The sequence below is a fragment of the Streptomyces humicola genome, assembly GCF_024436035.1.
Taxonomy (GTDB): Bacteria; Actinomycetota; Actinomycetes; order Streptomycetales; family Streptomycetaceae; genus Streptantibioticus_B; species Streptantibioticus_B humicola.
In genome coordinates this window covers 64911-76309 of the sequence record NZ_JANFNG010000031.1, presented here as the reverse complement: position 1 = coordinate 76309, position 11399 = coordinate 64911, and the positions used below count along the sequence as shown (strand labels likewise).

The 11399-nt window shown below is 71.8% G+C and carries 10 protein-coding genes and 1 pseudogene; 8 read left to right on the top strand and 3 right to left on the bottom strand.

Translation table 11 applies throughout. The features are described from left to right. Positions 1-177 precede the first annotated feature (177 nt). Genes NGB36_RS27675 through NGB36_RS27665 form a run of 3 tightly spaced genes read left to right on the top strand, consistent with a single transcriptional unit; the run spans position 178 to position 3228 of the window. Positions 178-1038 carry a lysophospholipid acyltransferase family protein gene (locus NGB36_RS27675; RefSeq protein ID WP_255923268.1) on the top strand — a complete coding sequence of 287 codons (861 nt, stop codon included), beginning with the start codon at positions 178-180 and terminating at the stop codon, positions 1036-1038. Continuing rightward, positions 1039-2043 (top strand): NAD(P)H-dependent glycerol-3-phosphate dehydrogenase, encoded by a 1005-nt coding sequence (locus tag NGB36_RS27670; protein ID WP_255923267.1) that lies wholly within the window; start codon positions 1039-1041, stop codon positions 2041-2043. It abuts the gene before it with no gap. A 42-nt stretch (positions 2044-2085) separates the two neighbouring features. Next, entirely contained in the window at positions 2086-3228 is a 1143-nt protein-coding gene (locus tag NGB36_RS27665; protein WP_255923266.1) for a D-alanine--D-alanine ligase family protein, read from the top strand. Positions 3229-3343: 115 nt separating this feature from the next. Here the strand turns inward: NGB36_RS27665 and NGB36_RS27660 are convergent, their stop codons facing one another. Next, entirely contained in the window at positions 3344-3856 is a 513-nt protein-coding gene (locus tag NGB36_RS27660) for a DUF3515 domain-containing protein (protein WP_255923265.1), read from the bottom strand. A 19-nt stretch (positions 3857-3875) separates the two neighbouring features. After that, a complete protein-coding gene (locus NGB36_RS27655; RefSeq protein ID WP_255923264.1) occupies positions 3876-4109 on the bottom strand; it encodes an Lrp/AsnC ligand binding domain-containing protein in 234 nt (77 codons plus the stop codon). Positions 4110-4301: 192 nt separating this feature from the next. Here NGB36_RS27655 and NGB36_RS27650 point away from each other — a divergent pair, with 192 nt between their 5' ends. Both NGB36_RS27650 and thiD read left to right on the top strand, forming a co-directional pair. Further along, complete coding sequence (locus NGB36_RS27650; protein WP_255923263.1) at positions 4302-5261, top strand: thiamine-phosphate kinase; 960 nt, start codon at positions 4302-4304, stop codon at positions 5259-5261. A 23-nt stretch (positions 5262-5284) separates the two neighbouring features. Next, entirely contained in the window at positions 5285-6079 is a 795-nt protein-coding gene (thiD, locus tag NGB36_RS27645; RefSeq protein WP_255923262.1) for a bifunctional hydroxymethylpyrimidine kinase/phosphomethylpyrimidine kinase, read from the top strand. 165 nt (positions 6080-6244) lie between these two features. On the opposite strand, the pseudogene rpmB reads toward thiD, so the two are convergent. Beyond that, positions 6245-6355: pseudogene (gene rpmB / locus NGB36_RS34090) on the bottom strand (50S ribosomal protein L28); the annotation flags it as partial. A gap of 307 nt (positions 6356-6662) precedes the next feature. On the opposite strand from rpmB, the gene NGB36_RS27635 reads away from it, so the two are divergent. The 3 genes from NGB36_RS27635 (at position 6663) to rsmD (ending at position 11377) form a co-directional block, all read left to right on the top strand. Beyond that, on the top strand, positions 6663-8357 hold the full coding sequence (locus NGB36_RS27635) for a DAK2 domain-containing protein (protein WP_255923275.1): 1695 nt from the start codon (positions 6663-6665) through the stop codon (positions 8355-8357). Between the two features lie 66 nt (positions 8358-8423). Then, positions 8424-10649, top strand: a complete 2226-nt coding sequence (gene recG, locus NGB36_RS27630) for an ATP-dependent DNA helicase RecG (protein ID WP_255923258.1) — start codon at positions 8424-8426, stop codon at positions 10647-10649. Positions 10650-10726: 77 nt separating this feature from the next. Then, positions 10727-11377 carry a 16S rRNA (guanine(966)-N(2))-methyltransferase RsmD gene (gene rsmD / locus NGB36_RS27625; RefSeq protein ID WP_255923257.1) on the top strand — a complete coding sequence of 217 codons (651 nt, stop codon included), beginning with the start codon at positions 10727-10729 and terminating at the stop codon, positions 11375-11377. The last annotated feature ends 22 nt before the right edge of the window (positions 11378-11399 follow it).

The following is an 11399-nucleotide window of genomic DNA, read 5'->3' as shown; positions in this document are numbered from 1 at the left end:
CACCCACCCAACCCGGCGTTACGGTGTCCCTACCACCACCAGCCGCGCACCCGCCACGGCGGGGGCTTCTCGACAGACCGCGGACCTGGGGCGACACTTGTGCGGCTGCCCGGATCCCCGCGCGATCCGGCCTACAGCGTCATGCGCCGACCGAGCCAACTGAGGAGATGTGTCCTGGTGTCCCGCCGCAGAATCGGCTTCTGGTATCGCCTTGCAGCCGTCATCGCGAAACCGTGGCTCATCGTGTTGTTCAAGCGGGACTGGCGGGGAATGGAGAACATTCCGGCCGAGGGCGGATTCATCACCGCGATCAACCACAACTCCTACCTCGACCCCCTCTCATACGCGCATTTTCAGTACAACACCGGGCGAGTGCCGCGCTTCCTCGCCAAGGACGGGCTCTTCAAGAACTTCTTCGTCGGCGCCATCCTGCGCGGCACCGGGCAGATCCCCGTCTACCGCGAGTCGACCGACGCCGCCACCGCCTTCCGCTCCGCCGTCAGCGCCATCAACTCCGGCGAATGCGTGGCCTTCTACCCCGAGGGCACCCTCACCCGCGACCCCGACCTGTGGCCGATGCAGGGCAAGACCGGTGCCGCCCGGGTCGCGCTGCTCACCAAGGCGCCGGTGATCCCCGTTGCGCAGTGGGGTGCGAACGAGGCCATGCCGCCGTACGCCAAGGAGGACAAGCTGCGGCTGTGGCCGCGCAAGACGCTCAGGGTGATCGCCGGGCCGCCGCTGGACCTGTCCGCGTACTACGACCTCGAGCCGACCGCGGAGAACCTCCGCATCGTCACCGAGGTGATCATGAACGCCATCGCCGATCTGCTGGGTGAGCTGCGCGGTGAGCCTGCTCCCGCCGAGCGCTACGACCCGCGCAAGGCGCGCGCCGAAGTGGCCGCGAAGACCAAGGCGCACCTCGCGGAGGAGGACGGGCGCTCCTCCGCCGGCGCGACGGAAGCGGCGCAAGCGGCACCAGGGGCGTCAGGGGCGTCAGAGGCACAAGAGACGGACGCGACGGAAGAGAGTGAAGCGTAAGTGACGACGCGCTGTGCGGTGTACTCGGCCGGCTCCTGGGGCACGGCCTTCTCGATGGTGCTCGCCGACGCCGGCTGCGAGGTGACCCTGCACCACCGGCGCCCCGCCCTCGTCGAGGCGATCAACACCACCCACACCAACCCGGACTATCTGCCCGGCATCGAACTCCCGCACGCCGTCCGGGCCACCGCCGACCCCGCGGAGGCCGCGCGCGACGCCGACTTCGTGATACTCACCATCCCCTCGCAGACGGTGCGCGCCAACCTCACCATGTGGGCGCCCGTGCTTCCCTCCGACGCCGTCCTCGTCAGCCTGATGAAGGGCGTGGAACTCGGTACGGCCAAGCGGATGAGCGAGGTCATCGAGGAGGTCGCCAAGGTGGGTCCGGACCGCGTCGCCGTGGTGACGGGTCCCAACCTGGCCAAGGAGATCGCGTCGCGGCAGCCCGCCGCGTCCGTCGTCGCCTGCCGGGACGAGGCCGTCGCCCAGCGCCTTCAGGCCGCCTGCCACACCGCCTACTTCCGCCCGTACACCAACACCGACGTGGTCGGGTGCGAACTCGGCGGCGCGGTGAAGAACGTCATCGGCCTCGCGGTGGGCATCGCCGACGGAATGGGGCTCGGCGACAATGCCAAGGCCTCGCTCATCACGCGCGGGCTCGCCGAAACCACCCGGCTCGGGCTCGCGATGGGCGCCGACGCCCACACCTTCGCGGGTCTTGCGGGCCTCGGCGACCTCGTCGCCACCTGCTCCTCGCCGCTCTCCCGCAACCACACCTTCGGCATCAACCTGGGCCGCGGGATGACGCTGGAACAGACGCTCGCGGTCACCAAGCAGACGGCGGAAGGCGTCAAGTCCTGCGAATCCGTGCTGGATCTGGCGCGCAGGCACGGTGTCGAGGTGCCCATCACCGAAACCGTGGTGAGCATCGTGCACGACGGAAAACCCCCGCTCGTCGCGCTCAAGGAGCTCATGTCGCGCTCGGCGAAGGCGGAGCGCCGGTGACTGCTCTGAATTTCACCGCGTAACGGGTAGGGTCACAGCGACATGAGCAACGTGCCTTCCCCCCAGAACCGCAAGCCGCGGGTTGCGGTCGTCTTCGGCGGCCGCAGCTCCGAGCACGCCATCTCCGTGGTGACGGCCGGCGCCGTGCTGCGTGCCATCGACCGGACCAAGTACGACGTGCTGCCGATCGGCATCACCGCGGACGGCCGTTGGGCGCTCACCGCCGACGACCCCGAGCGCATGGCGATCGCCGACCGCAAGCTGCCGAGCGTCGAGCAGCTCGCAGAGTCGCAGGACGGCAGCGTCGTGCTGCCCGTCGAGCCGGCCAACCGGGAGATCGTCTACTCCGAACCCGGCTCGGTGCCCAAGGCGCTCGGCGAGGTCGATGTCGTCTTTCCCGTGCTGCATGGGCCGTACGGCGAGGACGGCACCCTGCAGGGCCTGCTGGAGCTGTCCGGTGTCCCGTACGTCGGAGCGGGCGTGCTCGCCTCCGCCGTCGGCATGGACAAGGAGTACATGAAGCGGGTGTTCACCTCCTTCGGGCTGCCGGTCGGCCCGTACGTCGTGATCCGCCCCCGTGAGTGGGAGCGCGACCAGGCGGGTGCCCGCAGGAAGATCGTGGACTTCGCGTCCGAGCACGGCTGGCCGCTGTTCGTGAAGCCCGCACGCGCCGGCTCCTCGATGGGCATCAGCAAGGTCGACGACCTGGGCGCCCTGGACGAGGCGATCGAGGAGGCACGCCGCCACGACCCCAAGGTCCTCATCGAGTCGCTGCTCACGGGCCGCGAGATCGAGTGCGGCGTCCTGGAGTTCGAGGACGGCCCACGCGCCAGCGTCCCGGCGTGGATCCCGCCGGTGAGCGAGCACGCCTTCTACGACTTCGAGGCGAAGTACATCGACTCCGCCGAGGGCGTCGTCCCGGCACCGCTCACGGCGGAGGAGACCGAGCGGGTGCGCGAACTCGCGGTCGCCGCCTTCGAGGCCGCATCGTGCGAGGGCCTGGTCCGCGCGGACTTCTTCCTCACCGACGACGGCGAGTTCGTGATCAACGAGATCAACACGATGCCGGGCTTCACGCCGATCTCCATGTACCCGCGCATGTGGCAGGAGAGCGGAGTGAGCTACCCCGAGCTGATCGACCGCCTCATCCAGGCCGCCCTGCGCCGCCCCACGGGCCTCCGCTAGCAGGCTTTCGCCCGGCGAGTGTGTGGCCGCGGGGGCCGGGGGTTTGCCCTGGTGGGAGTTGGGTGGCTTGCCCCCGGGGGGAGGATTGGCTGCGTGAGCCCGGCAAGGCCGCGCGCTAGCGCGTGCCCGTGCCGGGAGCGACGGTGGTCGGCAGGGTCCTGCTGACCGCGCCTGCGAGGTCCGTGAGCGGATTGACCTGGGGGGCGTACCTGGACGGGACGGAGACCTCCACCCACGCCTCGCGGTCGGTCGTCGTGAAGCGGTAGGAGCCGTCCGACTGCTGCTCCACCAACCAGTCGACGCCGTCGATCTCTGCCGCGTCGGCCGTCGGGTTGTAATGTGCATTGCCGGGAGTCAGGACATCGGGGCTGGGCGTCCCGCACCGCAGCACCACCGCGGGGTCGCCCCATGCGGCGGTGTACGGGGACGCCGGGTCCGTCGTGCGCCACTTCAGACCGTCGACGGTCCGAGGCAGCGCCGCGTGCAGCGCCTGGCAGAGCTTCGCTTCGGCCGCGGGCGGTGTCGGAGGGGTGACGCCCGCGGAACCTCCCGACGCACAGCCCGCCGCCGCCAGCAGCACGGCGGCGACGGGCAGGACAACGAACAGCCGATGGGTGGAAGAGCTCACCGGCCGAGCATAGGCGGAGCTAGATATGGACGACCGGGCAGGTCAGCGTACGGGTGATGCCGTCCACCTGCTGGACCTTGGCCACCACCATGCGGCCGAGCTCGTCCACCGTGTCTGCCTCTGCCCGCACGATCACGTCGTACGGCCCCGTGACGTCCTCGGCCGTGATGACGCCCGGAATGGTAGAGATCACCTCCGCTACGGACGAGGCCCTGCCGACCTCGGTCTGGATCAGGATGTACGCCTGTACCACGGAACCTCCAGGGCGGCTACGAGGATCATGTGGGAGGGGGACGCCACGGTACCGCGTCCGCGCGTGTCGCGGGGAGACCATGACCCGCGTCCGGCGCGGCGGGTGCTGAAGGCACACCGGGCGTTGACGGATTGAGGCGTCGTGAGACGTATTGATGTTCTTGTTGCAGCAGGGGTTGAAGGAGCGAGTGGGATGAAGGGCACCGTGGGGGAGCTGGGGGAGTTCGGGCTCATCAGAGCACTGACTTCGCGCCTCACCACCACCCCTGCCGTACGGCTGGGACCCGGCGACGACGCGGCCGTCGTCGCCGCCCCGGACCGCCGCGTCGTGGCGACCACCGATGTGCTGATCGAAGGCCGCCACTTCCGCCGCGACTGGTCGACCGCGTACGACGTGGGCCGCAAGTCGGCGGCGCAGAACCTCGCCGACGTCGCCGCCATGGGCGCCGTGCCGACCGCGCTGCTGCTGGGCCTCGTGGTCCCCGCCGAGCTGTCCGCCACATGGCCGGTCGAGCTGATGGACGGCCTGCGCGACGAGTGCCAGGTGGCGGGCGCGGCCGTGGTCGGCGGCGACGTCGTACGCGGCGAGACCATCACCGTCGCCATCACCGCACTCGGCGATCTGCGCAACCGCGAACCGGTCACCCGCTCCGGGGCCAGGCCCGGCGACGTCGTCGCCGTCACCGGGTGGCTGGGCTGGTCGGCGGCCGGTTACGCGGTGCTCTCCCGCGGCTTCCGCTCCCCGCGCGCCTTCGTCGAGGCGCACCGCAGACCGGAGCCGCCCTACCACGCGGGTCCCGCGGCGGCGGAGCTCGGCGCGACCGCGATGACCGACGTCAGCGACGGGCTCGTCGCCGACCTCGGTCACATCGCCACCGCCAGCGGCGTCTGCATCGACGTGAAATCCGGCGACCTCGACGTCCCCGCGCAGATGACGGATATCGGGCAGGCGGTGGGCGTCGACCCGTTGCAGTGGGTGCTGACCGGGGGAGAGGACCACGCGATCGTGGCGACCTTCCCGCAGGGCACCAAACTCCCCGCCCGCTGGCGGGTGATCGGCCGCGTCGACAAGGCGGTCGGCACCCCACAGGTGACAGTCGACGGTGCGCCCTGGGACAAGGCGGGCGGCTGGGACCACTTCGGCGGCAAGTGAGGGCGAGAAGTAGATTCGTCGTCATGAGCGCTCCGCCTGCCGTGCTGACCGTCGCCGGGTCCGACTCCGGCGGCGGCGCGGGCATCCAGGCCGACCTGAAGACGATGCTTGCGCTCGGCGTGCACGGCATGAGCGTGATCACCGCGGTCACGGCCCAGAACTCACGTGGTGTCCAAGGAGTTTGGGAGCTGCCGGCCGAGGCGGTGCGCGCGCAGTTCCGCAGCGTCGTCGACGACATCGGCGTGCAGGCGGTCAAGACCGGGATGCTCTCCTCAGCGGAGTTGGTGCGCACCGTCGCCGGGCTGCTCGAAGAGGTCGACGCCCCCGTCGTCATCGACCCGGTGGGCGTCTCCAAGCACGGGGACACCCTGCTCGCCGCCGAGGCGCTCGACTCCGTACGCACCAGGCTGCTGCCGGTCGCCACCGTCGCCACGCCCAATCTCGACGAGGTCGCACAGCTGACGGGGGTGCGGGTGACGGATGCGTCGCAGATGCGGGAGGCGGCGCGCGCCGTCCTCGCCCACGGACCGCGCTGGGCGCTGATCAAGGGCGGACACCTGCCGGGCGGCGCTGACGCCCTCGACCTGCTCTCCGACGGCACCGACGAGCACTGGTTCCGCGCACCCCGCCACGCCAACCGGCACACCCACGGCACGGGCTGCACACTGGCGAGCGCGATCGCCGCGCATCTCGCCAGGGGACTGCCCGTCCCGCAGGCGGTCGGCGCGGCGAAGGAGTACGTCACGGGCGCGATCGCGGCCGGCTTCCCGCTCGGCGCGGGCATCGGCCCCGTCGATCACGCATGGCGCCTGCGCTGAACACCACGTCTCAACAGCACGAAGCCGGCCCGCCCGGAGGCGGACCGGCTTCGAAGAGCCGAAGGGCGCGCTACGACGTCCGTTACGACGTCAGCGCGAGACCTTGCCGGCCTTGATGCACGAGGTGCAGACGTTGAGGCGCTTCGGCGTCCGACCGACCACGGCGCGCACCGTCTGGATGTTGGGGTTCCAACGACGGCGAGTACGGCGGTGCGAGTGCGAGATGTTGTTGCCGAAGCCCGGCCCCTTGCCGCAGACGTCGCAGTTGGCAGCCACGGGTCACTCCAAAGACTTCAGATGCACGTACGGTGAGATCTCGGCGGAGCCGAGGGGAAGGCCCGACTGCTGCCGGGCAACCGGAGCAGCATACAACGACCGCTCCCGTAGAACGAAACTACCATGACCAGGCAGGCCTCTCCGCCCCGGCCGCGGGCCGGGTGACGCGTGGCCGCCGCGGGCGGAGAAGCGAACGGGGCCGGGTGGGCGCAGGTAGCGCCACGCCACTACTGTCGCGTACACCCTACGTATCCGCGCAGCCGCTCCGGCGCTGCGCATCACACCGGCCGTGGATCGGGAGGACTCGGTGCCGCAATCGCTCGACGCCTCCGCGGTGCGCACATGGTGCCGACTGGCCCTGCGTGAGCTGGGGCGGGCGCGCGAGGAGATCGACGCGATCAACGTCTATCCCGTCGCCGACGCGGACACCGGCACCAACCTGTACCTGACCGTGGAGTCGGCAGCCCAGTCCGTGGACGCCGTCTTCGACGGCCACGCCGCCTCGGGCGCCCGGCCCGACCGCGCCGAAGCGGTACGGGCTATGGCCCACGGCGCGCTCATCGGCGCCCGCGGAAACTCCGGCACGATCCTGGCCCAGCTGCTGCGCGGCATGGGCGAGGTGCTCGCGGCAAAGCCCGATGAGACGACGGCGGCGGAAGGCCCGGGGCACGAGGCCGACGCCGCGGCGCTGCGCGACGCCCTCCGGCGCGCGGCAGCCTCCGCCTACCAGGCGGTCGCTCACCCCGTCGAGGGAACGATGCTCAGCGTCGCCGTGGCCGCGGCCGAGGCCGCCGCGTTCGCCGCGGGGACGACCGACGCCATCGCCCGCGCCGCCTACGACGGCGCCCGCCGTGCGCTGGCCGCCACCCCCGGCCAGCTTGACGTGCTCGGCAGGGCCGGGGTCGTCGACGCGGGCGGGCTCGGCCTGGTGGCCGTGCTCGGCGCGCTCGCCGACGCCATCGACGGCGAGGGGCGCGCGGTGCCGCGTCCCGAGGCGCTCGCCGGAGCCGCCGCCGTACCCCGGATGTGCGTGGGCGACGGCGCACCCGACCCGCACGCCGTCCCCGGCGGCCCCGCCTACGAGGTCATCTACCTGCTCGAAGCGCCCGATCCCGCCATCCCCGTGCTGCGGGACCGGCTCGATGCGCTCGGCGACTCCCTCGTCGTCGTCGGGGGCGACGGACTGTGGAACGTTCACGTCCACGTCGACGACGCGGGTGCGGCGGTCGAGGCCGGCGTCGAGGCCGGCCGCCCGTACCGGATCCGCATCACCCACTTCGGCGACGCCGCCCGCGACGCTGCGAGCCGGAGCCGTCGCCACGGCCGGCGTCCCGAGCCCGTGCGGCGGGCCGTCGTCTCCGTCGTCCGCGGGGAGGGCCTCGCCGACCTGTGCACACAGGCCGGGGCGACCGTGGTGCGGGTCTGCCCCGACGCGCCGATCGCCAGCGGGGATATAGCCGAGGCGGTCCGCCGCGCCAACGCGCTCGAAGTGGTGCTGCTGCCCAACGACGCCGAGCTGCGGGACGCCGCGGCCGCCGCCGCGGAACAGGCGCGCGCCGAGGGCGTACGCGTCGCCGTGATCCCCACCCGCTCCCCGGTCCAGGGCATCGCGGCGCTCGCCGTCCACGAGCCGACGCGCCGATTCGACGAGGACGTGGTCGCCATGACCTCGGCCGCCGGTGCCACCCGGTACGCCGAACTCGCCGTCGCCGAGCGGGAGTCGTGGACGATGGCGGGCGTCTGCCAGGCGGGCGACGTCCTCGGTCTCATCGACGGCGACGTGGCGGTCATCGGCGGCACCATCGTCGAGGCGGGCACCGTCGTACTGGACCGGATGCTCGCGGCGGGCGGCGAGATGGTGACGCTGGTGCTGGGCGAGGGTGTCCCCGACGACCTGGCGGAACGGTTGCAGGCACATGTGCGCGACAGTCACCTCGCGGTGGACACCGTCGTCTACGGCGGCGGCCAGGCGGCCTGCCCGCTCATCATCGGGGTGGAGTGACGCGCAGCGGGCCGCAGCCCTGATCTGCCGGTGTTCTGTCGGTGGCATGGGCGAAGATGGGCAGTGATGGCTGCCCCAGACGAAAACGTCCTCGACGAAAAGCTGCGCAAGGTCGTCGGCGACCGCACCGCGAAGGTGCTCGCCGACCACCTCGACCTGCACACGGTCGGCGATCTGCTCCACCACTACCCGCGCCGCTACGCGGAGCGCGGCGAGCTCACCCGCCTCGCCGACCTGCCGCTCGACGAGCACGTCACCGTCGTCGCGCAGGTGGCCAAGGCCGAGAAGAAGACGTACAACCGCGGCCGAGGCGTGCGACTCGAAGTCGTCGTCACCGACGGCAGCGGCTCGCTGCAGCTGGTCTTCTTCAACAAGGCCGCGCACTACCACCACACCAGGCTGCTGCCGGGCCGCCGCGGCATGTTCGCCGGCAAGGTGACGGTCTTCAACCGGACCCGCCAACTCGCCCACCCCGACTACCAGTTGCTCGACACCGACTCCGCCGAGGACGCGGCGGAAGCCGTCGGCTCCTTCGCCGGCCGCCTGTTGCCGCTGTATCCGGCGTGCAAGCAGATCGCCTCGTGGCAGATCGCCCAGTCCGTCGACACGGTGCTGAGCTCGCTGCAGGCCACGGGCTGGACCGGGATCGTGGATCCGCTCCCCGGCCGGCTGCGCGAGGCCCGCGGTCTCGCACCGTTGACGGAGGCGCTGGAGAAGATCCACCGGCCGCAGAACAAGGCGGACATCGAGCAGGCCCGCGCCCGGCTGAAGTGGGACGAGGCGTTCGTCCTGCAAGTCGCCCTGGCCAGACGGCGCGCCACCGACGCAAGCCTGCCCGCCGTCCCGCGCATCCCGCAATCGGACGGGCTGCTCACCGCGTTCGACGCCAAGCTGCCGTTCACCCTCACCGAGGGCCAGCGGAAGGTCTCCGCGGAGATCTTCGACGACCTGGCGACCGAACACCCGATGCACCGCCTGCTGCAGGGCGAGGTCGGGTCCGGCAAGACGCTGGTCGCGCTCCGCGCGATGCTCGCCGTCGTCGACTCCGGAGGCCAGGCGGCGCTGCTCGCGCCCACCGAGGTCCTCGCCCAGCAGCACCACCGGTCCATCACCGAGATGATGGGCGATCTCGCCGAGGCGGGGATGCTCGGCGGCGCCGAACTCGGCACCAAGGTGGTGCTGCTCACCGGCTCGATGGGCACCGCGGCCCGTCGCCAGGCGCTACTCGACCTGGTGACCGGCGAGGCCGGGATCGTCATCGGCACCCATGCCCTGATCGAGGACACGGTCCAGTTCCACGACATGGGCCTGGTCGTCGTCGACGAGCAGCACCGCTTCGGCGTCGAACAGCGTGACGCGCTGCGCGGCAAGGGCAAGCAGCCCCCGCATCTGCTGGTGATGACGGCCACGCCGATCCCGCGCACCGTCGCCATGACCGTCTTCGGTGACCTGGAGACCTCCGTTCTCGACCAGCTGCCCGCCGGCCGCTCGCCGATCGCCACCCACGTCGTCCCCGCCAAGGACAAGCCGCACTACCTGGCGCGGGCCTGGGAGCGGGTGCGTGAGGAGGTCGAAGGCGGCCACCAGGCCTACGTGGTGTGTCCGCGCATCGGCGACGAGGACGCGAGCGACGCACGCGAGCAGGCCTCCCCGGAGGACGAGGCCGAGCGCAGGCCGCCGCTCGCCGTCCTGGAGATCGCCGAGCAGCTGGCCGCGGGACCGCTGCACGGCCTGCGCGTCGAGGCGCTGCACGGCAGGATGCAGCCGGACGCCAAGGACGAGGTGATGCGCCGGTTCGCTGCCGCCGACGTCGACGTCGACGTCCTGGTGGCCACCACGGTCATCGAGGTCGGCGTCAACGTGCCCAACGCCACCGTGATGGTGATCATGGACGCGGACCGGTTCGGCGTCTCGCAGCTGCACCAGCTGCGTGGCCGCGTCGGGCGCGGCACCGCGCCCGGCCTGTGCCTGCTCGTCACCGACATGCCCGAGGCGAGCCCGGCCCGCGCCCGGCTCGCCGCGGTGGCGGCCACACTCGACGGCTTCGAACTCTCCCGGATCGACCTGGAGCAGCGGCGCGAGGGCGACGTGCTGGGCCAGGCCCAGTCCGGCTCCCGCTCCTCCCTGCGCATGCTCGCCGTCATCGAGGACGAGGACGTGATCGCCCAGGCCCGCGACGAGGCGACCGCGCTGGTCGCCGCCGACCCCGGACTCACCGCGCACCCCGAGCTGTTGAGCGCGCTGGACAGCCTGCTCGACGCCTCCCGTGAGGGCTACCTGGACAAGGGCTGAGGCCCTGGCCCGCGGAGGCCTCCATAATGAAGACGAGTCCGCATTACCGAACGCCGAACCAGGGGTGGCATCGACCCATGACCCGCGTCATCGCAGGGGTGGCAGGCGGCCGCCGCCTGGCCGTTCCGCCGGGGCAGGGCACCCGGCCCACCTCCGACCGGGCGCGTGAGGGGCTGTTCTCCAGCTGGGAGTCGCTGCGCGGCACGCTCGCCGGGGCGCGCGTCCTCGACCTGTACGGCGGCTCGGGTGCCGTCGGCCTCGAAGCGCTCTCCCGGGGCGCCGAACACGTCCTGCTCGTCGAATCCGACCCGCGCGCGGCGTGCACCATCCGCGAGAACGTCCGCGCGATAGGGCTGCCGGGCGCCGAGGTGCGCGCCGGCAAGGCCGAGAAGACCATCGCCGCCACGCCTCCCGCGGCCCCGTACGACGTGGTCTTCCTCGACCCCCCGTACGCTGTCTCCGACGACGAACTGCGGGAGATCCTCCTCACACTCCTGACCCAGGGCTGGCTCGCGGACGATGCCCTGGTCACCGTGGAGAGGAGCACAAGAGGCGGAGAATTCCGCTGGCCCGAGGGCATTGACGGCCTGCGGGCCCGTCGTTACGGCGAGGGCACGCTTTGGTACGGTCGCGCCGCCGCGACACGCGCCGACGCCCGCCCGTCGCCCGCCACCGCCCTCAATCGAGGCGCTGCGCGCCGCAGGGACGACAGCGCCGACGCGTCATGACCGCATCGGAGAGCGAGGAACC

Excerpts from the sequence above, each read along its gene's own strand:
- NGB36_RS27665 (WP_255923266.1), top strand. The coding sequence starts at position 2,086 with ATGAGCAACGTGCCTTCCCCCCAGAACCGCAAGCCGCGGGTTGCGGTC.
- NGB36_RS27650 (WP_255923263.1), top strand. The coding sequence starts at position 4,302 with ATGAAGGGCACCGTGGGGGAGCTGGGGGAGTTCGGGCTCATCAGAGCA.
- thiD (WP_255923262.1), top strand. The coding sequence starts at position 5,285 with ATGAGCGCTCCGCCTGCCGTGCTGACCGTCGCCGGGTCCGACTCCGGC.
- recG (WP_255923258.1), top strand. The coding sequence starts at position 8,424 with ATGGCTGCCCCAGACGAAAACGTCCTCGACGAAAAGCTGCGCAAGGTC.
- rsmD (WP_255923257.1), top strand. The coding sequence starts at position 10,727 with ATGACCCGCGTCATCGCAGGGGTGGCAGGCGGCCGCCGCCTGGCCGTT.